The sequence below is a fragment of the Rhizobium grahamii CCGE 502 genome, assembly GCF_000298315.2.
Taxonomy (GTDB): domain Bacteria; phylum Pseudomonadota; class Alphaproteobacteria; order Rhizobiales; family Rhizobiaceae; genus Rhizobium; species Rhizobium grahamii.
Genome location: NZ_AEYE02000038.1, coordinates 369,111 through 394,134, shown reverse-complemented (window position 1 = coordinate 394,134; position 25,024 = coordinate 369,111). Strand labels below are relative to the sequence as shown.

Annotated in this window: 15 protein-coding genes and 10 pseudogenes; 17 read left to right on the top strand and 8 right to left on the bottom strand. The window is 58.6% G+C overall.

From position 1 onward, the window contains the following. The first annotated feature begins 243 nt into the window (after positions 1–243). The 9 genes and pseudogenes from RGCCGE502_RS33980 to RGCCGE502_RS36385 form a co-directional block, all read left to right on the top strand. Positions 244–1,647, top strand: coding sequence for an aspartate aminotransferase family protein (locus tag RGCCGE502_RS33980; protein WP_016558774.1), 1,404 nt, complete (start codon positions 244–246; stop codon positions 1,645–1,647). A 136-nt stretch (positions 1,648–1,783) separates the two neighbouring features. Next, positions 1,784–3,193 carry an aldehyde dehydrogenase family protein gene (locus tag RGCCGE502_RS33975; RefSeq protein WP_016558773.1) on the top strand — a complete coding sequence of 470 codons (1,410 nt, stop codon included), beginning with the start codon at positions 1,784–1,786 and terminating at the stop codon, positions 3,191–3,193. Between the two features lie 105 nt (positions 3,194–3,298). Continuing rightward, positions 3,299–3,997: a CoA transferase subunit A gene (locus tag RGCCGE502_RS33970; protein WP_016558772.1), complete on the top strand. Its 699-nt coding sequence runs from the start codon at positions 3,299–3,301 to the stop codon at positions 3,995–3,997. A 17-nt stretch (positions 3,998–4,014) separates the two neighbouring features. Beyond that, entirely contained in the window at positions 4,015–4,644 is a 630-nt protein-coding gene (locus RGCCGE502_RS33965; RefSeq protein WP_016558771.1) for a 3-oxoacid CoA-transferase subunit B, read from the top strand. A 73-nt stretch (positions 4,645–4,717) separates the two neighbouring features. Further along, positions 4,718–5,899: an acetyl-CoA C-acetyltransferase gene (locus RGCCGE502_RS33960; RefSeq protein ID WP_016558770.1), complete on the top strand. Its 1,182-nt coding sequence runs from the start codon at positions 4,718–4,720 to the stop codon at positions 5,897–5,899. A 10-nt stretch (positions 5,900–5,909) separates the two neighbouring features. Next, positions 5,910–6,406 (top strand): annotated as a pseudogene (locus RGCCGE502_RS33955) (UPF0262 family protein). A 43-nt stretch (positions 6,407–6,449) separates the two neighbouring features. Beyond that, entirely contained in the window at positions 6,450–7,895 is a 1,446-nt protein-coding gene (locus tag RGCCGE502_RS33950; protein WP_016558767.1) for a Glu/Leu/Phe/Val family dehydrogenase, read from the top strand. A 74-nt stretch (positions 7,896–7,969) separates the two neighbouring features. Then, positions 7,970–9,337 (top strand): FAD-binding oxidoreductase, encoded by a 1,368-nt coding sequence (locus RGCCGE502_RS33945; RefSeq protein ID WP_016558766.1) that lies wholly within the window; start codon positions 7,970–7,972, stop codon positions 9,335–9,337. Between the two features lie 17 nt (positions 9,338–9,354). Next, positions 9,355–9,450, top strand: a pseudogene (locus tag RGCCGE502_RS36385) (electron transfer flavoprotein subunit alpha/FixB family protein); the annotation flags it as partial. 202 nt (positions 9,451–9,652) lie between these two features. Here RGCCGE502_RS36385 and RGCCGE502_RS39365 read toward each other — a convergent pair. Beyond that, a pseudogene (locus tag RGCCGE502_RS39365) lies at positions 9,653–9,886 on the bottom strand (IS21 family transposase); the annotation flags it as partial. Between the two features lie 368 nt (positions 9,887–10,254). Here RGCCGE502_RS39365 and RGCCGE502_RS33940 point away from each other — a divergent pair. After that, a pseudogene (locus RGCCGE502_RS33940) lies at positions 10,255–11,511 on the top strand (ISNCY family transposase). Between the two features lie 499 nt (positions 11,512–12,010). Here the strand turns inward: RGCCGE502_RS33940 and RGCCGE502_RS33935 are convergent. Further along, entirely contained in the window at positions 12,011–12,886 is an 876-nt protein-coding gene (locus RGCCGE502_RS33935; RefSeq protein WP_016558765.1) for a LysR substrate-binding domain-containing protein, read from the bottom strand. A gap of 138 nt (positions 12,887–13,024) precedes the next feature. Here RGCCGE502_RS33935 and RGCCGE502_RS33930 point away from each other — a divergent pair, with 138 nt between their 5' ends. Beyond that, positions 13,025–13,411, top strand: a complete 387-nt coding sequence (locus RGCCGE502_RS33930; protein ID WP_016558764.1) for an ectoine synthase — start codon at positions 13,025–13,027, stop codon at positions 13,409–13,411. A gap of 230 nt (positions 13,412–13,641) precedes the next feature. After that, positions 13,642–13,806 (top strand): annotated as a pseudogene (locus RGCCGE502_RS38655) (DUF6079 domain-containing protein); the annotation flags it as partial. A gap of 42 nt (positions 13,807–13,848) precedes the next feature. Here RGCCGE502_RS38655 and RGCCGE502_RS33920 read toward each other — a convergent pair. Continuing rightward, on the bottom strand, positions 13,849–14,859 hold the full coding sequence (locus RGCCGE502_RS33920) for an IS30 family transposase (protein WP_019280662.1): 1,011 nt from the start codon (positions 14,857–14,859) through the stop codon (positions 13,849–13,851). Positions 14,860–14,909: 50 nt separating this feature from the next. Between RGCCGE502_RS33920 and RGCCGE502_RS33915 the strand changes: the two are divergent. After that, positions 14,910–15,224 (top strand): annotated as a pseudogene (locus RGCCGE502_RS33915) (ISNCY family transposase); the annotation flags it as partial. A gap of 475 nt (positions 15,225–15,699) precedes the next feature. On the opposite strand, the pseudogene RGCCGE502_RS33910 reads toward RGCCGE502_RS33915, so the two are convergent. The 5 genes and pseudogenes from RGCCGE502_RS33910 to RGCCGE502_RS33890 all read right to left on the bottom strand — a co-directional run bounded on the left by RGCCGE502_RS33910 (position 15,700) and on the right by RGCCGE502_RS33890 (position 21,429). Next, positions 15,700–16,723: pseudogene (locus RGCCGE502_RS33910) on the bottom strand (IS110 family RNA-guided transposase). A gap of 313 nt (positions 16,724–17,036) precedes the next feature. Beyond that, positions 17,037–17,996: a D-2-hydroxyacid dehydrogenase gene (locus RGCCGE502_RS33905; RefSeq protein WP_016558758.1), complete on the bottom strand. Its 960-nt coding sequence runs from the start codon at positions 17,994–17,996 to the stop codon at positions 17,037–17,039. 282 nt (positions 17,997–18,278) lie between these two features. Then, positions 18,279–18,941, bottom strand: a pseudogene (locus RGCCGE502_RS33900) (IS3 family transposase); the annotation flags it as partial. Positions 18,942–19,143: 202 nt separating this feature from the next. Beyond that, a pseudogene (locus tag RGCCGE502_RS33895) lies at positions 19,144–21,212 on the bottom strand (recombinase family protein). Further along, a complete protein-coding gene (locus RGCCGE502_RS33890; RefSeq protein WP_016558755.1) occupies positions 21,199–21,429 on the bottom strand; it encodes a hypothetical protein in 231 nt (76 codons plus the stop codon). Before RGCCGE502_RS33890 ends, RGCCGE502_RS33895 begins: the two are co-directional and overlap by 14 nt. A gap of 153 nt (positions 21,430–21,582) precedes the next feature. Here RGCCGE502_RS33890 and RGCCGE502_RS36375 point away from each other — a divergent pair. The 4 genes and pseudogenes from RGCCGE502_RS36375 to RGCCGE502_RS33870 all read left to right on the top strand — a co-directional run bounded on the left by RGCCGE502_RS36375 (position 21,583) and on the right by RGCCGE502_RS33870 (position 25,022). Further along, positions 21,583–22,539: pseudogene (locus RGCCGE502_RS36375) on the top strand (IS30 family transposase). Between the two features lie 1,112 nt (positions 22,540–23,651). Beyond that, complete coding sequence (locus RGCCGE502_RS33880; protein ID WP_016558752.1) at positions 23,652–23,951, top strand: DUF2604 domain-containing protein; 300 nt, start codon at positions 23,652–23,654, stop codon at positions 23,949–23,951. After that, a complete protein-coding gene (locus RGCCGE502_RS33875; protein ID WP_040676264.1) occupies positions 23,944–24,537 on the top strand; it encodes a putative metal-binding protein in 594 nt (197 codons plus the stop codon). The genes RGCCGE502_RS33880 and RGCCGE502_RS33875 overlap by 8 nt, the downstream gene beginning before the upstream one ends. A gap of 44 nt (positions 24,538–24,581) precedes the next feature. Then, positions 24,582–25,022 carry a Mov34/MPN/PAD-1 family protein gene (locus RGCCGE502_RS33870; protein ID WP_244441843.1) on the top strand — a complete coding sequence of 147 codons (441 nt, stop codon included), beginning with the start codon at positions 24,582–24,584 and terminating at the stop codon, positions 25,020–25,022. Positions 25,023–25,024: the final 2 nt, after the last annotated feature.

The window sequence follows — 25,024 nt, the reverse complement described above, 5'->3', positions numbered from 1 at the left end:
TTCACGATTGGTACGGATGAATCGGCAAAACCCGGTCGAATAACGAATTCCTGCTTTAAGCGGGAAAGTTTGCAGGAACCCGGCGTCATCCCGGAGCGAAATGATGCGATGAAGCTAGCACCTGCGAGCAATATCATCTGAGCGGGTCGGGCAAGCGAAAGCTGTCTGCTGCTCGCACTTGATCTGGCCCAGTTCACAGGAAGAAAAAACGCGCAGCTGAAAGCGGCGACGGAAGAGGTTTAAATGACCATCAACATCAAAGACATCGCTGAGAAAGATCGCAACAGCGTCCTACACCCCTTCACGCAGTTGAAGGACTTTGCGACCGGCAAGCTCGGCGAACCGACGATCGTCGAGACCGGTAAGGGAATCCGCATCCAGGATGCGCACGGCAATCAGCTGATCGACGGTTTTGCCGGCCTCTACTGTGTCAACGTCGGCTACGGCCGCACCGAGGTTGCCGAGGCGATCTCTCGTCAGGCCTATCGCCTGGCCTATTATCATTCCTATGCCGCGCACACGACGGACGAGCTTGCGATCCTCTCCGACCGCCTGGTGAAGATGGCGCCCGGCAAGATGAGCAAAGTGTTCTACGGCATGTCCGGCTCGGACGCCAACGAGACCCAGGCCAAGCTCGTCTGGTACTACAACAACCTGCGTGGCAAGCCGACCAAGAAGAAGATCATCTCGCGCGAACGCGGCTATCACGGCTGCAGCGTCGTCTCCGGCTCGATGACCGGGATGAGCTTCTATCACGACCATATGGATCTGCCGCTGCCGCAGATCGATCACACCGGTGTTCCGCACCACTATTGGGGCGCCAACCCCGGCGAGACCGAACGCGAATTCTCGGCCCGTCGCGCCGCCGAGCTCGACGAGATGATCGAGACGCTTGGACCGGACAATGTCGGCGCCTTCATCGCCGAGCCGGTCCTTGGCACCGGTGGTATCACGCCGCCGCCGGAAGGTTATTGGGAAGCAATCAAGGTGGTGCTCAAGAAGCATGACGTTCTGCTGATCGCTGACGAAGTGATCACCGGCTTCGGCCGCACTGGCTCGATGTTCGGCTCGCAGCACTACGGGATCGAACCCGATCTGATCACGGTCGCCAAAGGCCTGACTTCGGCATACTTCCCGCTTTCAGCTTCGATCGTCGGTGAGAAGGTGTACAAGGTGATGGAAGAGGGGGCCGGTAAGGTCGGCGCCTTCTCGCATGGCTATACCTATTCCGGCCACCCGATCGGCGCGGCGGCGGCCAATGCGGTGCTCGATATCGTCGAAAAGGAAAACCTGCCCGGCAACGCCCGCGAAGTGGGCGCCTATTTCCAGGCGCAGCTCAAGGAAAAGTTCGCACAGCTGCCGATCGTCGGCGAAGTGCGTGGCGTTGGCCTGATGGGTGCGATCGAGTTCGTTGCCGATCGTGAGAACAAGAAGCGGTTTGATCCGTCGCTGAAGGTCGGTGCCCGCGTCTCCAAGGCTGCTCGCGATCGTGGACTCATTGCCCGCGCCATGCCCCATGGCGACATCCTCGGCTTTGCACCGGCACTCGTCACCACCAAGGCGGAGATCGACGAGATCGTCTCGATCGCTGAAAAGGCCGTCCGCTCGGTGATGGACGATCTCGTTCGCGACGGTCAGAAAATCTAACGGAGGGCGGTCGAAGGTTCGGCCGCACCAATCCCTTCCATCGAATTGAGAACAGGGCAGGGATCTCTCCTTGCCCTGACCGAGAAGCATAGCCGCCGCGCAGGTGGCGCATTACCACGGAAGAGGAAGCCGGCCTATGACCGCTGCCAACCTTCATATCACTACCAGCTTGGCCCCGATCACTGTTCACAGCCCCTATGACGGGTCTGTCCTCGGGACGGTTGACGCCACGGATGCGAGCGAAATTAACGAACTCCTCGCCCGTGCCCGTCGCGGCTCAGAGCTTTCCGCCAAGCTGCCGAGACATGAGCGCGCGCTTATCCTCGAAGAAGCTGCGCGGATCATCGAGAGCCGCCATGAAGCATTTGCCGAAACCATCGTGCGCGAAGCCGGCAAGACGATCGTACAGGCGCGCAAGGAAGTGCTTCGTTGCGTCAACACGTTAAAGCTCTCTGCCGAGGAGGCAAAGCGCAACGCCGGTGAGATCGTTCCCTTTGATGCTTATGTCGGCTCAGAAAAGCGTCAGGGCTGGTTTACGCGAGAGCCGCTCGGCATCATCACTGCGATTACACCCTACAACGATCCGCTGAACCTGGTCGCGCACAAGCTAGGTCCGGCGATTGCCGGCGGCAATTCGGTTCTGCTGAAACCATCGAACCTGACGCCGTTTTCCTCGATCAACCTTGTCGAAATCCTGGTGGAAGCGGGTTTGCCACCCGAGATCATCACCGTCGTTCATGGCGATCGCGAGATCGTCACAGCGTTGGTCGCTGCACGGGACGTGCGCATGGTCTCGTTCACTGGTGGCTTTGCCACAGGAGAAGCCATCAGCCGCAAGGCGGGTCTGAAGAAACTGGCGATGGAGCTCGGCGGCAATGCACCTGTTATCGTCATGAATGACTGCGACTTCGACAAGGCGGTTGAAGGCTGCGTCTCCGGCGCTTTCTGGGCAGCCGGTCAGAACTGCATCGGCGCCCAGCGTGTTCTGGTGCAGGCCGAGCTTTATGAGCGCTTTCGCGACGCCTTTGTGGCGGCGACAGAAAAGCTCAAGGCCGGCGATCCGCTGAAAGAGGACACGGATGTCGGTCCGATGATCTCCAAGGAGGTCGCCCAACGCACCGAAGCAGCCGTCAACGACGCCATTGCCGCCGGCGCGACGCTGCTCTGCGGTCACAAGCGCGAAGGCTCGCTTTATCACCCGACAGTGCTGGAGGGCACGCCGGTCACCTGCCGCCTGTGGCACGAGGAAGTGTTTGCGCCTGTCGTCATGCTCGCGCCGTTTGCCACGCTCGACGAAGCGGTCGAACTGGCCAATGAGCCGGAATACAGCCTGCACGCCGGCATCTTCACCGGCAATCTTAATGTGGCACTCGATGCGGCAAACCGGATCGAGGCGGGCGGGGTGATGATCAACGACTCCTCGGATTATCGCTTCGACGCCATGCCGTTCGGGGGTTCCAAATACGGCAGCATGGGCCGGGAAGGCGTGCGCTTCGCCTATGAAGAGATGACCCAGCCAAAGGTCGTTTGCATCAACCGTGGATGAAAGAGACCTCGCAGCCGTTTGATACCGCTGCCGGACTTTGGAACCCAAGTGACTAAATCCAGGCGGCTCCTCAGCGCCGCAACAGACGAATCTAACGGGGGGAGTATGAAAGAAATCTTCGACAATCCGACGTCGGCGCTTGATGGCTTGCTGGTCGACGGCATGTTCATTGCGGCGGGTGGCTTTGGGCTTTGCGGCATTCCGGAACTGCTGATCGATGCGATTCGCAAAGCTGGCACCAAGGACCTGACGATCGCGTCGAACAATTGCGGTGTCGACGACTTCGGGCTTGGCGTGCTGCTGAAGACGAAGCAGATCCGGAAGATGATTTCGTCCTATGTCGGCGAGAACGCCGAGTTCATGCGCCAGTATCTGAGCGGCGAATTGGAGCTCGAGTTCAATCCGCAGGGAACGCTGGCTGAGCGGATGCGCGCCGGCGGCGCCGGCATTGCCGGCTTCTACACCAAGACCGGCGTTGGTACCGTCGTTGCGAAAGGAAAAGAACTCAAGGTCTTTGATGGAGAGGTCTTCGTTCTGGAGACCGGCATCGTCGCCGATCTGTCGATCGTCAAGGCCTGGAAGGCCGACACCTCGGGGAACCTCGTCTTCCGCAAGACCGCCCGCAACTTCAATCCGCCAGCCGCCACCTGCGGCAAGATCTGTGTTGCCGAAGTTGAGGAGATCGTGCCCGTCGGCAGCCTGGATCCCGATCATATCCATGTGCCGGGGATCTATGTACATCGCCTGATCCAGGGTCAGCACGAGAAACGCATCGAACAGCGCACCACACGCGCGGCGGCGTGAGAGCAGGGGGAAGAGACATGGCCTGGGAAAGAAACCAGATGGCGGCGCGCGCTGCCCGCGAACTCGAAGACGGCACCTACGTCAATCTCGGCATCGGCATTCCGACGCTGGTCGCCAACTATATACCGGACGGCGTCCATGTGACGCTGCAGTCGGAGAATGGCCTGCTCGGTATCGGCCCGTTCCCGACGGAAGGTGAGATCGACGCCGATCTCATCAATGCCGGCAAGCAGACGGTGACGGCACTGCCGCACTCGGCCTTCTTCGATTCAGCGCAGAGCTTCGCGATGATCCGCGGCGGCAAGATCGCCATGGCGATCCTCGGCGCGATGGAGGTGGCCGAGAACGGCGATCTCGCCAACTGGATGATCCCCGGCAAGTTGGTCAAGGGCATGGGCGGTGCGATGGATCTGGTCGCCGGCGTCAAGCGGGTGGTGGTCGTCATGGACCACACCAACAAGGCCGGCGAATCCAAGCTGCTGAAGGCCTGCACCCTGCCGCTGACGGGAAAGAGCGTCGTCGATCGGATCATCACCAATCTCGGTGTGCTCGACGTCGTCGATGGCGGACTGAAGCTGGTCGAGCTTGCCGACGGTGTTACCGACGGGGAGATCCGCAGCGCCACCGAGGCGACCATCGTCAACTAGGCCAGAGAGCCTTTTGCCGAGACGCTGGAGCCGGTCTCTACCGGCTTCGCAAGAACCAAGAGAGGAGACCATCATGAGCACCCCATCGATCGTCATCGCCAGCGCAGCCCGCACTGCGGTCGGCTCCTTCAACGGCGCGTTCGGCAATACGCCGGCGCACGAGCTCGGCGCCGCCGTCATCAAGGGCGTGCTTGAGCGCGCAGGCGTCGAAGCGGGTGAAGTCGACGAGGTGATCCTCGGCCAAGTGCTGCAGGCCGGGGAAGGGCAGAACCCAGCGCGCCAGGCGGCGATGAAGGCGGGTGTCCCACAGGAAAAGACGGCCTGGGGCATGAACCAGCTCTGTGGCTCGGGCCTTCGTGCCGTTGCTCTCGGCATGCAGCAGATTACCTCCGGTGATGCCGACATCATCGTCGCCGGCGGGATGGAGTCCATGTCGATGGCGCCGCATTGCGCCCATCTCCGCCAAGGCGTGAAGATGGGCGACTTCAAGATGATCGACACAATGATCAAGGACGGCCTGACCGACGCCTTCTACGGCTATCATATGGGCATCACTGCCGAGAACGTCGCCCGCCAGTGGCAGCTCAGCCGCGAGGAACAGGACCAGTTCGCGCTGGCATCCCAGAACAAGGCCGAGGCGGCACAGAAGGCCGGCCGTTTTGCCGACGAGATCATTCCCTTCATCGTCAAGACCCGCAAGGGCGACGTCACCGTCGACCAGGACGAATATATCCGCCATGGCGCCACGCTCGACCAGATGACGAAGCTGCGCCCGGCCTTTGACAAGGAAGGCACGGTCACCGCTGGCAATGCCTCCGGCCTCAACGACGGCGCGGCGGCCACCCTGCTGATGAGCGAAGAGCAGGCCTCCAAGCGCGGCATCCAGCCGCTTGCCCGCATCGTCTCATGGGCAACCGCCGGCGTCGATCCGCAAGTCATGGGCACTGGGCCGATCCCAGCCTCTCGTAAGGCGCTGGCGAAAGCCGGCTGGGCGATCGGCGACGTTGATTTGGTCGAGGCCAACGAGGCTTTCGCCGCGCAGGCCTGCGCGGTCAACAAGGACCTCGGCTGGGATCCTGGCATCGTCAATGTCAATGGCGGCGCGATCGCCATCGGACACCCGATCGGCGCCTCCGGCGCCCGCGTGCTCAACACGCTGCTCTTCGAAATGAAGCGCCGCGGCGCGAAGGAAGGTCTGGCAACGCTCTGCATCGGTGGCGGCATGGGTGTCGCTATGTGCGTGGAAGCGACGTGAGGGCAGTGCCATGACCTACGCCGACTACCGTCTCTGCGACGTATCGCTCGACCGGTCGTTCGCTGGGCGCGACGCCAGAGTTGAACGGGAGCAAGCCATCGCAATCATTGACCTGGTGGAATCGAATACCTTTGTTCCGGTTGGGCACGACGGCGGGCCTTATCGCCTCAGGATCGAAGCGGCCGACGGGCGCCTGGCATTGCATGTCGCTGATGATCGAGGCGAACCTGTGATCAGTCACTACCTGTCGCTGACGCCGTTCCGGCGATTGCTGAAAGACTACACCCGCATCTGCGAGAGTTAATACACGCCGTTCGCCACCCTGGGCCTGAGCGGCTTGAGGCAATGGATATGGGTCGGCGCGGCGTCCACAACGAGGCCGCCGGACTGCTGAAAAGCCGGTTGTCAGCGAAAGTGAACATCGACAACGACACTGCCCGCCGGCTCTTCACGCTGATCTATGCCCTGCTCGTACGCAGTGCAGACCATCGAGTTCTGCTGAGCTGACACAGCTTCGGCTCGAGACTTTCCGACCAAGGAGGAACCCCAAGTGAATGCAATACCACAGCGCAGCGTACAGACCGGAGAAACGAGCTCCGCTTGCTTTCTGGAGAGCGTTGACCAGAACTTCCGCCATGCAATGACATTCCTTGACTTGCCGGAAGGCCTGTCCGAAAGGATCATGCAGTGCAACTCGACCTACACGGTTCGCTTCGGCGTTCGCCTGCGCGGCCGCATGTACAGCTTCATCGGCTGGCGATCGGTCCATAGCGAGCACTGCGAGCCGGTAAAGGGCGGTATTCGCTATGCGTCGGATGCCGATGCTGAAGAGGTCGAGGCGCTTGCCGCACTGATGACGCTCAAGTGCTCGCTGGTCGATGTGCCGTTCGGCGGTTCGAAGGGGGCGCTGAAGATCGATCCGCGCGAATGGACGCCGCAGGAGCTCGAGCGCATCACCCGCCGCTTCACCCAGGAGCTCAACAAACGTGGCCTCATCGGCCCGGGCGTCAACGTCCCGGCGCCCGACATTGGAACGGGGGAGCGGGAAATGGCTTGGATGATGGACGAGTTCCGCCGTGCCAATCCGACCGATGTCATCAATGCGCGCGCTTGCGTCACCGGGAAGCCGCTGTCGAAGGGCGGCATTGCCGGCCGCACCGAAGCAACCGGCCGAGGCGTGCAGTTCGCCATTCAGAGCTATCTCCGCGATCCGCGCACCGTCGGCCTGAACGGCAAGCGTGACCTGAGGGGTGCCGCGATTATCGTTCAGGGCTTCGGGAATGTCGGCTACCATGCAGCCAAGTTCCTCTCTGAAGAAGATGGCGCTCGGATAACCGTCATTGCAGAACGGGATGGCTATGTTGCCAATACCGATGGACTGGCGATCGAGGCGCTGAAGCAGCATCAGATCAAGACCGGCAGCATCCTCGGCTTCGAAGGCGCTACCTCGTTTCCCGGCGATATGACGGGCATTGAGCAGCCATGCGAGGTGCTCATTCCGGCGGCGATGGAAAACGCCATCCATGCCGGTAATGCAGACCGCATTAAGGCACAGCTTGTTGTCGAAGCCGCCAACGGCCCGGTGACCTTCGAGGCCGACAAGGTTCTGCGCACCCGAGGGATCACTATCCTTCCGGATCTTTACGTCAATGTCGGCGGTGTCGTCGTCAGCTACTTCGAGTGGGTAAAGAACCTCACGCATATTCCCTTCGGCTTAATGGAGCGGCGCCGGCGCGAGCGGCGCAACCAGACGATTGCCGCGGCCCTTGAACGGATGACGGGCAAGGAGTTCCCCGCCGATATCCGCGATGAACTCCTAGAAGGCGGCGCTGAAATCGATCTCGTTCGTTCCGGTCTCGAAGACGTTATGCGCAGCACCTGGACCCGCATCGCTGACCTCATCGAACAGCAACCGGAACTCGATGACTACCGGACCGCAGCCTATGTCGCGTCAATCCGGCAGATCGCCGACGCCTACGAAGCTATTGGGATCTGATCCTCGAGATGGATGACGAAAAACATCGACCGGGGTCGTCAGTCAATGGAGATGAACCTCATATTGGATTTGAGATGAGCAACCTTAGTGACAACGAATTTCTCACATCTCTGCGGACTGTTCTGGGCGATGAGCTTGTCCTGACGGGCGATCGTGTGCCCGAGAAAGCCATCAGCGACGCTAGCCAAACAGGCCGTAATCTGCCGCAAGTATATGTCCGGCCTCGCAGCGTTAAGGATATCTCAGAAACGCTGAAGATCTGCAATGTGTATCGCAGGCCGGTCGTGGTGCAAGGTGGGATGACTGGTCTCTCTGGCGGGGCGAACCCACAGAAGGGCGACGTGGCGATTTCAATGGAGCTGATTGCCGGTGTCGAAGACATCGACACTGCTGCAGGGACGATGACAGTGCTGAGTGGAACGGTGCTGGAGCAGGCGCAGAAGGAGGCGGAACGAGCAGGGTTCTTGTTGCCGATCGATCTGGGTGCGCGGGGGTCTTGCCACATTGGCGGCAATCTCGCGACTAATGCGGGCGGCATTCGCGTCATCACGCACGGGATGGCGCGAGACAATGTGCTCGGGCTAGAGGTCGTATTGGCCGACGGAACTGTGATCTCTTCCTTGAATCACATGTTGAAGAACAATACCGGGTACGATCTAAAACAGCTCTTCATTGGATCCGAGGGGACGCTTGGTATTATTACGCGCGCGGTGGTGAAGCTCAAGCCGCTGCCGTCGGTTCAAGCGACAGCCTTGTGTGGCCTAAATAGCTACGACAATGTTGTCAGCCTTCTGCGTCATGCCAAAAGGTCGTTGAGCGGTCTGTCCGCATTTGAGGTCATGTGGGAGCCATTCTTTCGGTTCAGTCGACAAGGAGAGGGCCATAACTTTTTCGAGGTCGATTATTCGTTCACCGTGATCGTGGAGCAATCTGGCGAGTCAACTGACCTGGAAGCCTTCCTCGAATCCATGTTCGAAGAAGGTCTGATATCGGACGCTTTGATCGCGCAGTCGGAAATGCAACGCGAGGCTTTCTGGAAGGTCCGCGAAGGACGTGCATTGCGCGCACTAACAGACCGCTTGAGTTTCGATATCAGCCTTCCTATTCGCGTTCTCGATGTCTACGTGCAGGAAGTTTCTGCAACTCTCGTCACGGCATTTCCGGGTGTCCACATTTCCGTTTTCGGCCACGTGGCGGATAACAATATCCATTTGTACGTCTCGACGGGAAATGATGACCCCTCCACCAAGGAACGGGTCACAACCATCGTTTACGAACGTGTTCGCCAACATAGGGGCTCAATTTCTGCCGAGCACGGCATCGGTCTCCTTAAGCGAGATTACCTATCTTATTCACGCAACGCGGATGAGTTGGAGTTGATGCGTCTGATCAAAAAGACACTCGATCCTAACCAAATACTTAACCCTGGAAAAGTGATCTGAGGCATTACACCGCGTGCGACGAGGACGAGGAGGCACCAATTTTCCAGGTAGTCGACTACGGCCTCGTCGCCGATCTCTTCGACGCAATGCCGGAATTGCAAAAGGCGCTTTGATGACAGATATGGCAGCACCTCCAGAACGTGAGAGCATGCAATTTGACGTGGTGCTCGTCGGGGCCGGGCCGGCCTGTTGGCAGCGATATGCCTGAAGCAGATCAATCCCGATCTCTCTCACCGTCATCGTGCTCGAAAAGGGAGCTGAAGTCGGGCCTCATCGACCGGCAGCACCTCCATCTGTCGCGACGCATGCGGGCGGCTCGCGAAGCCAATGACGTCCGTCGAACTTAGTGCGCCGAGCAGGCTGTTTGAATGGTGCCCCTTCGCCTTCTCGAAGATGGCGGCGGATTATTGTAGGGGTGCACCCGAACTCCTTCAATAGACGTTTGGGCGCCAGCCCAGCTCGTGCAGCCGCAACATCGTACCACCTCATCAGCCTTAAGCTAGCGCCGCTCTGCATAGTTTGCGACAATGCACGTTCGTCATCCATCATTCCTCGTTTTGAAACGATCTCCAAATTATTTGCAGGATTGTGCTCCTGCTGCCACGCTTCGCAGCAGACTTCTCTTATCTTGCATCAACAAACAACCCGAAGCAATCTCCGCTGATTAGCTGTCGAAGACTGGCGGTATCGAGCGCATTGAGAAAGCGTGGTTTTGGCGTGCGATATATTGAACAGCAAACGTGTGCCGATTGCGGACCATCCCCAACATCACTGCCTAGTGCCCGTCCATAAGCAGTAAACTACTGAAGTTATTGGATGAATTGCTATATTTTCGCGGGCAAAGCCCGGCGGCGTCAGGTTCACTTTAGATCAAGCTACTGATTCTAGAGACAAACCCGCAACCGCCGGAGCCGACAATGCGCCAAGAACGCACCGTCCAGGCCAGCATATTCGATCTTTCCGCCGAACACGAGATCCGCCGTGAATTGCAAGCCATGTCGCGGTGGCTGGACGAGCATCGCGGTGTGGTCAGTCTGGCGACGCAGGACCTGCGCCGACAGGGCATCAAAGAAACCGGCCGTGAGGGCTTGCCGGCGGAGGCTGTTCTACGTTGCGCCCTTCTCTTTACCTTGGGGTTGGAGCCCGAAGAAGTCGGTGCTGCACAAGACGATCAGTGCGATTCGGTCCGAAACCTTTGAAGAAATCAATCGGGTCCTGCTTGCCAGTGCCCGGCAGGAGAAGCTGGAGACCGGCAGTTTCGTGCGTGTCGACAGCACCGTGACGGCGGCACTCCTGCATGAGCCAAGCGACAGCAGTCTCTTATGGGACTGCGTGCGGGTGATGGTGCGTCTCTTGCAGCGGGCCGATGCATTGGCCCGTGCCGGAGCATGGCGCGATCACCGCCGCGCAGCGAAAGGGCGGGCCCGGGCGATCCAGTATGTCCGCGGCCGACCCAAGCGGGTTCAGCACTACCGCGCGCTGCTCAAGGTCACCCGGGCGACTTTGAGCTATCTGCAACAGACGGCGCAGCAATTGATCCTGTTGGCAGGCCCAGCCGTCGAACTCTGGCGGGCCATGGTCTGCCATTACCAGCCGCTGATCGAACGGATTATCGCCCAAACCGAGCGACGGGTCCTGGCCGGCGAACCGATGCCGGCCGGTGAGAAGCTGGTCAGCCTGTTCGAGCCGCACGCCGATATTATCGTCAAGGGCAGCCGCGATGTCGATTATGGCCATAACTCAATCTGACCAGCGGTCGCAGTGGTTTGGTCCTCGATCTTGTCATTGAGGCCGGCAATCCAGCCGACAGCGAGCGGTTGCTGCCAATGCTGGAGCGACATATCGCTGTCTATGGCGTCGCGCCGCGTCAGGTGGCCGCTGATGGTGGCTATGCTAGCCGCGAAAATCTGAGGCAGGCCAAAGCCTGCGGCGTGCGGGACATGGCATTCCACAAAAAGAGCGGCCTCAACATCGAAGACATGGTCACAAGCCGCTGGGTCTATCGGAAGCTCAGAAAGTTCCGCGCCGGCATCGAGGCCGGCATCTCTTGCCTGAAACGCGCTTGTGGCTTGGGGCGCTGCACCTGGCGCGGGCTCGGCCACTTCAAGGCTTATGTCTGGTCCTCGGTAGTCGCTTACAATCTCGCCCTCTTCGCCCGCCTCAGACCGGCCTGACGCCGCTCATCCCCCAGCATTCATAGCACGCCCGGCAAGCCTCGGCCGATACCACGTGCCTCCGGTCGCCAGATCGCTCTTCGGACATAACCTGCATGGCCTTGTGCCGTCACGCCTTCCAAAAATACCCGCCGGCTGGCAAACAACCTTTGAAAAACCCAGAAAAACAGACGTTTATGGACGGGTACTAATCTAGAGGCATCATCCCCAGCCTCCTCCCGAGGCGCCTTGGCTGTCGTCGGTAAGTTCCGGCGACAGCCCTTTTTCCAAAGAGGGCCCGGCCGCAGCGATGTGCAAAAGAGTGTGAAACCCTCGGCCCGAAATGTGGGTAAGCGGGAGCTGCGTCATCTCCGATCTGACGAAGCAAGCCCGCCAACCAGCCGCGAATGTGCTGCACCCGCAGGACGGTGGATCCGCGACTGGCTCACCGCAGCTGTCAATTGACGTCACGCACAGGATTTGGCCGGGCGGCCGGTCGACGCGTTCTGTGCCGGAAACATCAGCTTGATGCCGGCACGACAACCTGTTGAAACCAGTCGCAGAAAGCAGCCACGGCTTTCTGACGCGACACCTTGCTGATCAGAAAGTAGCTTTCGCGCTCCAGAACGGAGATGTCGGAGAGCACGATCAGGTCACCATTCTTGATTTCTCGCCTGCAGACCTCGACGGGACAAAGCGCAACGCCATGCCCTGCGATGGCGGCGGTCGCCAGCAGATTGAAGTCCTGAAACACCGGACCTCTCCGCGACCGAGACGGCGCCACTCCGGCCTTGGTGAACCACTGCTGCCAATGAGCTGTCGTCTCGTCGTGCAGAAGGTCAGCCGCCGCAATCTCCTCGGCGTCCGTAAGGCTGCCTTTTCCATCGAGATAGCGCGGGCTGGCGACCGGTTTGTTCACCCGGGAAAAGAGCCGCGTGCATTGAACTCCATCCGACGTGTCGGCGCCCAGCGTGATCAACACATCGCAGCCGGTTTCGCGCAAATGCTGGGCGGCCGTGGCATAGACAACCTTGACCATCGCCTCTGTATGCGCGGTGAGAAACTCGCTCAGTGCCGGGATCAACCAGCGTGTCGCGATCGAGGGTATGCAGGCAACGGTGATCTCTGATTTCGTCCTGAGCTTTAGGGATTCCGCTTCCGCGGCGATGCGTTCGAAGCTCATCGACAGAGCTTCCGCCAACCGATCGGCTTCTGGAGCCAGACGCACGCCACGCTTCTCTCGCACAAACAGGGGACGGCCGAACCATTCCTCCAACTGCCGGATCTGATGGCTGACGGCGGCATGGGTCACATGCAGCTCGTCGGCCGCCCGCGAAAAGCTTGCCAGACGGGCGGCGGCTTCGAACACGCGCAAGGCTCCCAGCGGCGGCAGCATATATAAATACTCCTAAACTATCTCATTAGGAATCATCATTTGTCTGCCTCAAAAATCAAGCGGATAAGACGAGGCGTCGCGATCTTTCTGTGCTCGCGTCACCGCAATTGTCAAATTTTCTTATACGAGGAGAACGCCATGTTCGTGCGCAGCCTGCAAGACGTCGAAGCCACCGATTACTTTGTCGAGTGGGGTAGCGGTACCAGCCATCGCCTGCTCACGGAAAAGGACGGGATGGGCTTTACCGTGTGTCATACGGTAGTCAGGGCGAACACCGTCTCGTTACTCGAATACCGCAACCATCTTGAAGCTTGCTATTGCATCGATGGCGAGGGCGAGGTCGAGGACCTAGAAGGCAACGTCTTCCCGATCCGCAAGGGCGACATCTATGTGCTCGACAAACATGACAAGCACTATCTGCGCGGAGGTCGAGATCAGGACCTTATCCTTGTCAGCGTCTTCAATCCACCGCTCAACGGCACAGAACGCCATAACCTTAATGGCCAATCAGGGTCGGCTTACTGACCTCCATCCGCGGGTCGAGTGAGCAAAAGGGCTGGTCCTAAAGTGTGGACAGCCCTTTTTTCTGGACGCTCCACTGATGCTACGGGGAACCCGCTTCACGAAGGCGCTTTCTCCTGGCTGAGCTCGCAGCCCCATGCGGATCGATGAGGCGCAACTAACAGGTAAAACGTGAGCAGGTTCCTAGATGTCACTGAGCGGCCGCTTCCGCTGCCGCCCAACTCATCCTGCCGAAGGATGCCGCCGCTGTCCTTGATGCGTTGGAACTGCTCGATGGCCATCGTATAGACCCGGCAGGTTCCCGATACGCGCAGGAAGTGCTAACCCGCCTAAAGGCTAAGGGTCATGGTCCGGTTCTCAACCGCAATGTACTCATCACCGGCGCAACGGACTTAGAGGTGTGAGTTCATGCTGAAGCGCGACTTGCAGGCCGCTTCAAGTTAACCGGCCTGCCGCATCTGGGCGAGCAGTTTCTTACGGAAGAGTTCTGCCGGCGTTCGATAGCCGAGGCATTTGCGCGGCGTGGCATTGAGCTGGTTGCAGATCTCAATGAGGTCGGCGTCGGTCACCGACAAGGGATTGACCTCCCTAGGAAGCCATTTCCGCACCCGCCGGTTGGTATTTTCGACGGTTCCTTTTTGCCACGGTGATTGCGGGTCGCAGAACCAGGTCTGGCTGCCGATGCTCGCTTGCAGATAAGGCCAGTCAGTGAACTCCGTGCCGCGGTCGAACGTGATGGAACGACGGGCGAGGTGGGGCAGGGCCTGCAGTGCTTGCACAACGCCGTCCATGACCGGTCGAGACTGCCGATCGTTGTTGCGCAGAAAGATCGCAAAGCGGCTGACCCGTTCCACCAGCGAGGTCACGTTGGCTTTTCCAAACTTCTTGCGGAACTGGATCAGGTCGCATTCCCAATGCCCGAACTGCTTGCGATCGGCGACCACATCCGGGCGGCGCAGGATGTTGAGGTCCGGACTAAACCGTTGGCCATGCTTACGTCTTGGATGTCGCGGTCGCCGCCGAGCCCGATGATCCGGCAGGTGCCGCCAGAGCTTGATTGCTTGGCCGTCAGACGAGTATGCGAACTTGTAGATCGTTTCGTGGCTGACCGATATTCGATGCCGCTCCAGGCGCATTCGGCCGGCGATCTGCTGTGGCGACCAGCCGTGCATGATCCGGTCGATTACGGATTGCCGGACATGCGAGAAGCGCACCAGCTTGCGCAGTTTCGCACGTCGTTCGCAAGCGATGTCATGTGCCGTCACACAGTAGTAGCCGTTCAAATCTGGGACCACCTTGTCAACGAACATGTTCCGCTTGATCTCCCGGAATATTGTCGACCGATGTCGTCCAAGCTTCTCTGCGATGGTCTCAACGCCAAGTCCAGCCATATGCCAGCGAGCGATCTTGCGGCGTTCATCCAGGTCGATATGGGAGTAGGTGCTTCTCATCATGCGTTCCTTGCAAGGGATAACCTTTTGGTATCTATTGCAAGTCGCACTTCTATGGCGTCGCGCCGCGTCAGGTGGCCGCTGATGGTGGCTATGCTAGCCGCGAAAATCTGAGGCAGGCCAAAGCCTGCGGCGTGCCCGACATGGCATTCCACAAAAAGAGCGGCCTCAACATCGAAGACATGGTCACAAGCCGCTGGGTCTATCGCAAGCTCAGAAAGTTCCGCGCCGGCATCTCTTGCCTGAAACGCGCTTGTGGCTTGGGGCGCTGCACCTGGCGCGGGCTCGGCCACTTCAAGGCTTATCTCTGGTCCTCGGTAGTCGCTTACAATCTCGCCCTCTTCGCCCGCCTCAGACCGGCCTGACGCCGCTCATCCCCCAGCATTCATAGCACGCCCGGCAAGCCTCGGCCGATACCACGTGCCTCCGTTGTCGCCAGATAGCTCTTCGGACAAACCTGCATGGCCTTGTGCCGTCACGCCTTCCAAAAATACCCGCCGGCTGGCAAACAACCTTTGAAACACCCACAGACGTTTATGGACGGGCGCTAGACTATAGTCTATAATCGTCGCTGGATGAAACTTCCTTGGCATGTATGGACGGCCTCCGCGTGGCAAGGGGCAAGTTGGTGTTTCTGGCGGATTGGTTGGGTGCAGGAATGTATTCGGCCTTTGATTGCGGCGTGTTCATGCCGCTGGCGCTGATGTAGTCCGCTGATTGGATCCCAGACAGGTCAACGCGCTTTCAAGCGACACCCACTGATCGGGTTTCTCCAATCCCGGCTCGACCGTACGCCATTACACCATCAGCACCTCACCAATTCTGCATTGTCCCGAGTTGTTAAACAGTGCCGGCAGCTTCAAAGCACCTGCCCGTTGCCATCAACGCCCACACGATCCGCGCCATCTTGTTTGCCAAAGCAACAGTGACGATGTTGTACGGCTTCTTCGCCAGAAGCACGGCGGCCCAACGCGTCGCTGCCGTTTTGCCGTTGCGGCTGAAGCGGAGGACCGCATGCGCCCCGACGACGAGAAGCCGACGGAGATAGGGATCGCCTTGTTCGCTGATCCTTCCGACACGGTCTTTGCCACCCGATGGGTTCTGCCGCGATACGAGGCCTATCCACGCCGCCAATTGTCGGCCGGATTTGAAGAGCGAGGCGTCTGTCACTGTCGCGGCAATGGCGCTGGCAGTGATAGGGCCAATTCCAGGGATCGTCTCAAGGCGACGGCTCAGTTCGTTCGAGCGATGCCAGGCATGAATTTGGCGATCCAACTCGCTGACCTTCTCGTGCACCTCCCGCAACTGCCCGATCAGCGGAAGAAGTGCGGACCGCGAAAGCGGCGGGATGAGATCGTGATCATCGTCTTCGACCAACGCAATTAGCATTCCGACGCCGACAGTGCCCTGTCGCGTCACGATGCCGAACTCGGCCAAGTGGCCGCGCAAGGCGTTCACCAGCATTGTTCGCTGCCGGATCAAAAGCTCGCGGACCCGATGCAGCATCAGCACACTCTGTTGCTCCTCGCTCTTCACCGGAACGAAGCGCATCGTCGGCCGCGTCACCGCCTCGCAAATCGCCTCGGCATCCGTCGCATCCATTCTTCTGCCGCTTCACGTATGGCTTGACGTACGACGCCGGCATCAGCCGAACCTCGTGACCCAGCGCCGTAAGAACTCGAGCCCAGTGGTGTCCGGTCGCGCCAGCCTCGATTCCGATCAGGCACGGCGGCAACACCTTGAAGAATTCAGCGGCATCGTCGCGGCGAAGCCTGCGACGGCACACGATCGCGCCAGCCTCATTGATCCCGTGAACCTGAAATACCTGCTTGGCGATATCCAGGCCAATTATAGCCTCCTCCATGGATGCATCTCCTGATGTGAGTTCGACAGCCCACATCTTGGCACATTGCGATGCCGGGAGCGGAGGCCGTCCATCACATCAGGTCATCAGTGGCCTCACGTCTCGATTTCCCCCTTCCGCACCACCAGTTCAGGATGTAAAATCGGCAAAGAGGAAATGTGAGCGCGACGAACACCCCCCGGTTTGCGGTGTTGACAATCTGCACTTGGGTGCACTGTCCATCAGAACTTCTGCTTTACGCGCTTTGGCATGAAGTGGCTTCGGATTTTTAGCGATCGCCTGGAGACGGCAACGTTTCCGACTGAGTGGTAATTCAGAGTAAGCGAGCTGCTTTGTCGATGATGTTCTCCAGGGGTTTACCCAAAGTCCATCGTTCGAGATTCTCCAGGAATTTTGCGACAGCCTTTTCCTCCCAACCATTAACCTCGGCTGACATGTGAGGCGATACAAAAACCTGTTCCATTAGCCAGAAGGGATGATCTGATGGAAGTGGTTCCATTGCGAAAACATCAAGCAGGGCACTCGTCAGCTGGCCATCCTCGAGCGATGTGATCAACGCTTGCTCATCAACGAGACCGCCGCGGCCGATATTTACGAAGACTGCCCCTGGCTTCATACTCGAGAACCGCTCATAATTCATGAAGCCATGGGTTTCAGCTGTCAGAGGTAACGATAGAACCACCGCGTCTGCTGTGGGTAAAATGCTGGCGAGATCATAAATCGATCGCCGATGACCAAAAACGGGATCGCTGATCAATTCACGGCGCCCTACCGCGATTACTTTCATACCTACCGCAGTGAGAAGGTCGAATATCTCTTTGCCAATAGCACCCGGCCCAACCAAGACAACTGTCTGGCCCCGCAACTCGAGGGTCGATCGCCAGTTCCATTTCTTCACACGCTGAAATTCGATGGTTCGGCGAAAATCTTTGTTCACCATCAGTAACATACCAAGGACGTACTCAGCGATAGGTCGTTCAAAGATCCCACGCATGTTTGTGACAATGATGTCCGAGCAAGCTACCTCACTGGATACCACTGTCTCGACTCCAACACTTGTCGTTTGAATCCAGTCCAGCTTTGGTGGCAGCGGGTTGGTTCGGATGATCGGGTTAGAAATGTCCCAAAGCAACAAACCCTCTGCATCTTGCAGTTCGTGAAGAGCTTGATGCGCCGATTCAGTGAGGACTACTTCTGCAAACCTATTAGCTTTGCTTATCGACGCAGGAGGAATCGTTCCTGCAGGAAGCAGACCTACCAATTTCTTCCGCATGATGTCATTACCTCTATCTAACCGCGCCTTAGTATTGGGAGCCGGTCCATAAAAAGCCATGCCAGGTCGTCGGGCTGGTTTATGGTCATCAATACTGGTTACTGCTTGTCAGCCAGTTCTGAACACGAGCCTACGCCTCCCTCCTGTATCGAATTTCCCAGCACGACGTCGCGGATCATCTAAAGCATTAATCGTGCCAACGACATGATGAGCCACTCCATCTACGACAGAGCTCCAACATTGTTGTGGGGAGGTGCGGACGAATTCTTGGACTGCCTGTGCTGCAATTCCGAGGTTCCGGCGGTATTCCGAGGGGCTGAGGCCACCGAGTGAGATTTTGATGCGATGCTGATTGTACCACCGGATATAGGAATCCACCTGCTGCATGAAGTCGTCAAGCGTCGTGTTGATCCAGTCGCGATGGTGGTACATCTCATTTTTCAGCCGTCCGAAGAAGCCCTCGCAGGCCGCGTTGTCCGGTGAACACCCTTTCCGTGACATGGAGCGGGCGAGCTGAGCATTGTGCATGCGCGACAGCCACCCGGGCCAGCGATAATGGGCACCCCGATCAGAGTGCACGACTGGGCGCTCGGAACTATCGGTGATCGTTTCGATTGCGGCATCAAGCATGCTATTCACGAGCTCGGCGTCTGGACGCGTGCCCACGGACCAACTGACCACGAGCCCGTCGAAGCGGTCGATCATAGGCGACAGATACACTTTACCCGCCGGTAACTTGAATTCGGTGATATCGGTGAGCCATTTCTCGTTTGGCCCCGCAGCGTGGAAATCACGATCGACCAGATTTTCCGGCGCGGCGTCCAGTTCGCCTTGGTAAGAGGTGTACCGACGCCGCTTCACCGTAGCCACGACAAGCTGTTCCTGCTTCATCAGGCGGCGTACGACCTTTTCGGATACCTGTTCTCCTCTTCTGACCAGTGCCGCTACTGACGGATCGTGGCCTTCACGCGTCTACCAAGCTTGATGTAGAGCTGCACGGCTCTCATGCGGTCTTCGTACGAATACATGAACTATCTCCTGTTAGTCCAAGAATCCGTCCGCACCTCCCGCATATTGCCTCACCAATAATGCCGCCGAACGGGCGCTGCGCGGCTTCGCCGGACCTGAGTCATTGTGCGCTCCTTCTCTAAGTATCTATAAACATTGGAAGCGTGTCCGCGTCAGCACTGCGACACGGGCGGCCCTTTCGGGCTATCGCGGCTTGGACCGTCGTAGAAGTCAGGTCGCTGGCCCGGATTTGATACGGCGCGCCGGGAACCACCTGTTCGGCAGACAACACGTTCGTCTTGATCAGATGGCGTATCCGATGATTGGTCACGCCCAAGACCGCCGCAGCCTCTGTCATGGTCAGCCATTCGCCGTCTTTGTCGGCTGATTTGTACGCGTGGATTGCGCGTACGCGCCTCACAGACGCGACCCGGTGCGCGGTCCAGGTTTTTCCTTGCCCCGTGGGCATGCCCATTCGATTGAGCGACGCGGCGATATGTTCATCGGACCAGCGACCAGCCATGCTGCGCATCACCGCCAAGGCAACCTCCGTGGTGGCACAACCGTGTTCACCGGTCCGAGGCTTGCGGACCTTGAGCTCCGAATGCTGACCGCCCTTCCAATGGATCGTCAACACCACATCGCGCACCGCATCATCGACATCAACGACAATGTCGGCGATGAGTGTACGCAGCAGTTGCTGGCGCACGCGCATGGTCACATCGGGCGACTCCCAGGCCGCCAAGAGATTGTCGGCAAGGTTTGCAAAGGTGCCGGATCAACCTCGATGGTTGAAGGACTTTCGGCAGGCTTGCGGACTTCCAGATCGCGCACGCGGCGTAGCGCAGTTTCCCAATTCTTCTCAAGCTGCGCGGCAATGAGACGGTTGTCGGGATCGCATGCCGCATAGCGACGTTCAGCAAGGCTAGCCTCGTAGCGAGCCTGTTGTAGCTCCAGATCGTGAATGTGCCGCTGGTCTTCTTGCCGCTCCCGGTGCATCCGCTCTGCTTCAAAGGTCGCTTCGATCGCTAACGGTTCTACCGCGCGCAACAACTCGCGCGCAACCGCTGCATCGACCTTCGGCCCACCGAACGTCATGCACCGGCGCAAGCCCATCATTCGATTCTGCTTGTCGCAGCGATAGACAGGATTGTGTGGATTGCCCGTATAGGCAACACTCAGTCGCTGCCCACACCGTCTGCAGGTTAGGAGACCCGATAATAGCGCTTTGCCGCCGCGGCCCGATTTAGTCCCGCCCGAGCGGCCATAATTATTGAGCGCCAATTGCTGTTGGTTGCGCTCGTATTCGTCCCAACTGATGTAACCTTCGTGATGGTCCTGGATCATCACCTCCCAGGTGCCAACGGGCTTGCCGTGCCCGTAACTGCGCCGAGCCCGTCCATCGACGATGGCAGTCCGCTTCTCGCTCTTCCCATAGACATAGACGCCGGCGTAGAAAGGGTTCTTGAGGATGCCGATTACATTGCGATAACGGACTGGCTTCCATACGAAGTTGGTCATGCGCCCTTCATCCGACGGTCGCGGGAAGTGAATCTGATCTTTCGTCATCGACAGCAGCACCTGGCGTGCACTTCCAAGCTCGTGGAAGCGGGCGAATATGGATCGGATCACCTCTTGCAGACGCAGATCGGGGTCCAGCCCAAGCCCGGCCTCCCGATGCCAGATGTAGCCGAACGGAACGGAAAGTCGCAATTCGCCACGGCGCGCTTTTGATCTGGCGGCATCAAGCATGCGGGCTCTCAGCACGCCCAATTCGAACTCGCTGATACTTCCCTTCATGCCTAATAGCAGACGGTCGTTGGGCCGGCATGGATTGTAGACACCGTCGTGGTCTATGACGCGGGCTTCAACGAGGCCGCATAGCTCAAGCAGATGGTGCCAGTCGCGGCCGTTACGTGCGAGCCGTGAGGCGTCGAAGCATAAAACGGCACCAACTTTGCCGGCGCACAGCAGGGCGACGAGACGATCGAAGCCGGGGCGTGCAACAGTTCCGCTGGCAGAGCGCCCAAGGTCATCGTCGATGACCTCAATGTCGCTGAAGCCGCGCTGTCGCGCGACGTCAACAAGATCATACTGCCGTCGCTGGCTTTCCAGATTGGTCATGACCTGCGACTGCGTGGACTGCCGAACATAAACGATGGCTTTGCGCGCGAGTAGCGCTGTCGGCATTAACTCAGTGCTGGTCATCGTTGAGCTCCTCGACGGCCAGACCGGCCGCCTGCATCAGCAGACAAGCCAGTGTAGATATCGCCTTCTTGCGCTCCTTGTCGCTCAGTCCGTCTAGCGTCCGGGTTTTGAATATCAGGTCGAGCTGCCGGCCCGACGCCGGCACCAGCGTGGCGACACCCGGAAATGCCGAGACGCCTCGCGATGGGTGTATGACCCGCGCTCCCGAAGCGGGCAAATGTCACAATGCCACTTCGAAAAAGCAACAGAAACAAAGCCGCTTTGCTGTTCCATAATAAAGCTTACGCCACATTTGTTGTAGCCGCGGTACATTCTATTTCCAATTGCGACATGCCAATGATTTCAACGGCTTCACTTTGGAGATTTTGGCATGTCCCGATGCTATACGCAGCTTGCTCTCGCCGACCGACGTCGCCTACATCAGCTGGTGGCGGCAAAAGATCCAGTCAACGAAATGGCACGTCAGCTTGGCCGCCATCGTTCGACGATTTACCGCGAGATCAAACGCAACACGTTTAGCGATCGTGAACTGCCGGACTACGACGGCTACTACAGCACGGTAGCTCACGATATTTCTAAGGAACGGCGACGCCGGTTGAGAAAGCTGCGGCGGCACCCGAACTTACGCACGGAGATCATCAACCAGCTAGAGGCACGCTGGTCTCCGGAGCAGATCGCCGGGCGCCTGCTGTTGGACGGACGCAGCCTCGTCCGCGTCTGTAAAGAGACAATCTATCGCTTCATTTACAGCAAGGGAGATTATGGGCTTGGCCTCTATCAGTATCTCCCGGAAGCGCGTCGCAAACGTCGTCCACTGCGCTCCAGGAAGCCGCGCGACGGTGTGTTTCCAGCCTCGCATCGCATAGCCGAACGTCCTGATTTTATTGGAGATAGATCAGATCGCAGTTTGGGCATTGGGAGGGCGACCTCCTCATCTTTGAGCGTCCACTCGGCCATGCCAATGTCACGTCCCTCGTGGAGCGCAAGAGCCGGTACACCGTTCTCATCAAGAATCCAAGCCGGCATTCTCGCCCGATCATGGACAAGATCATCAGAGCTTTCTCTCCTTTGCCGGCCTTTGCACGTCAAAGCTTCACGTTTGACCGCGGTACCGAGTTTGCCGGATTCAGGGCTTTGGAAGAAGGGATCGGCGCGCGTAGCTGGTTCTGCGACCCGAGTGCACCGTGGCAAAGGAGCCGTGGAAAACGCCAACAAGCGCATTCGCCGCTTCATGCCAGGAACTACAGACCTGGCCGCCGTGTCACAGCGCGACCTGATCCAACTTGCGCGCCATCTGAACGACCAACCCCGCAAATGCCTTGGCTAAAAGACGCCGGCCGAGGTGTTCATGGAGCATTTGCAGGATGAGGCGTGATGCCCTACCCTGCAAAACAGGCGTGATGCACTTGGGTTAGCTTCTCCAATATGTATAGTGGTCTTCAGCTTGCGCAACGATCAGCGGGCAAGGAACCAGACCTGATGCAATTCCGACAGCGCGCGTGGAACTAACCGTGTTCGAGCGAAACGCACGAGCCATAGCATTCTAGAAACGGGCCCGATTTGCGACAACCGGAAGCACCACGTTTACGGTCGGCGAGGACTTGCAGACCGACGTCGTGATGGAAATGGACTTGCTCGAGCGAGTTAACGGCCGAACAAGCTAGCCCGTCCCCGAATTGAACCTTGCGACAGGAAGCCGACGACTTCAGAATCTCGGCCGCCCTTCTTCTTCGCGGCCAGATGTCGCTTCTCCTGTACGGTACGATTACCTTACCTGGCGTCGATATCCGCGTAAGGGCGCGCAGTCTCGGTGGTGTTCAATGAAGCTTTTGCGAGATATCGGCGTTGCGACGGCATCTCCAATCCCGAAATGGAGCCTCCAGAGGATTGGCTTGCTCGAAAGTCCCGGAAGGCCGATGTGCTCGTTACCGAGGTCCAAGTAAATTGGGCAGCGGCTGCCATGTAACCACCGGCGGACGTTTCATCAGCCGCGGTTGCGGCGCCAGCTGATGGCCGATCTGGTGCATTAGTTGCCGCAACCTTGAGTCAAGATTGCGGGCCGATAGCCGCCCGATGCAAATCATCACAGCGCCGCCTAGCTCGATCGAACCGAAATTCAGACCGGCCGGCGAACGCTGCACATGGCGTGCCCGGTTGCAGGAGGCCACTCGAACTGGCGACTGCGAGGCACATGAAGATATCGAGAATACTTTCGCAATGCTCTAATCGATTATAGTTGGGATAAGCAGTTTCGACTGGTTTACTTGCCGATCAAGTACCGCTTAAAAGAAGTCTAGCACCGATTCGGTAGCTTATCCCCTGTCTTTCATGTACTCGCGGTTCGTGGCGCCGAGTGGACGATCAAAGACCGCCAGCCCGCTCACCAATGAGTCGGCAGTAGCACCTTGGGGCCGGTTGGCAAGCCACAGGAGTACGACAATGTCGAAGGATTCGGGTAAGGGCGGCGGTAATCACGGTGGCGGTCCCGGGAAGATCGATATCATCGTTGTGGTGAACGGCCAGCCCACGCAGGTCGAAGCCAATCCCAACCAGCCGCTTCACGTCGTTCGCACCAAAGCCCTTGAGGCCACGCAGAACGTGGCTCAACCTGCCGAGAACTGGGAATTTAAGGACGAGGCCGGCACCTTGCTCGACGTCGACAAGAAAATTGGCGATTTCGGCTTCGCGAATACTGTAACCCTGTTCCTCAGCCTGAAGGCGGGTGTCGCAGGTGCCTGAACTCCAAACTGTGGAGCCGGAGGTCTCGCGAGCGAAGTTTGATCGGGAGATCGGCCGGTTCCGGCCATATGCAGATGCCTATCGGACTCAAGGCTGCTTCCTGGTCGAGGCGAGCTTTCCGATCGCTTTCTTCATATTTGCAAGCCCGAAGTTGAAACCGCGCGTTATCGGCGCAGCCATCGAGATCGACTTCACCAACTTCGATTTAAGACCATTGTCCGTGGTCTTCGTCGATCCATTTACCCGCCAGCCGATTGCCCGGAAGGATCTCCCCCTGAATATGCTGAGGCGTCTGTCTGGGACCCCACCGGATCTCATCCAGCCGAACACCGTGACGGATTTTATCCAGGCCAACAGTCTCGAGGACGAACCATTCCTGTGCATGGCGGGAGTCCGGGAATACCACGATAATCCAGCCCATTCAGGTGACCCATGGCTACTTCATCGAGGTTCTGGCGAAGGCTGTTTGGCCTTCATCCTGGACAAGATCATCAAGTACGGAACCGGCCCGGTGGAGCAGCTGCAGATTCAGGTTCAAATCGCGGTGGGAGGACTGCAGGTGCCACCTCAGGCCATTCCAGAATGACCGCGTTAGAGGATGTTAGAACCGTCGCCCTCCCCCAAGACTGCGTGTCCACTGTGCAAGCGCATCTGCGATCGGTTGGTCAGCAGGGCCATGAAGGAATGGCGCTCTGGGTCGGCGTCCGGCAAGACCAGCACTTTGCGGTGACAGAAACGGTTATTCCGGCGCAGCGTCACATCCGAACGAGCGACGGCGTCTGTGTGATGGTTCCTGCCGAAGAACTGCACCGCCTCAATGTCTGGCTCTACAAACGTGGCCTGACGCTTCTGGCGCAGATCCATAGTCATCCGGGCCACGCCTATCATTCGACGACCGATGACGCCTACGCGGTCGCTACCACGGTTGGGTGCCTGTCGCTGGTAGTGCCGAATTTTGCCCGAGAGCCTTTCGACCTTGCTCGCGTGGCCGCTTATCGACTTGACGCGAAGGCGAACTGGAATGAGGTCGCGTCCGCGGCGCTGACGCGAATGATCACGATAACGAGTTAACG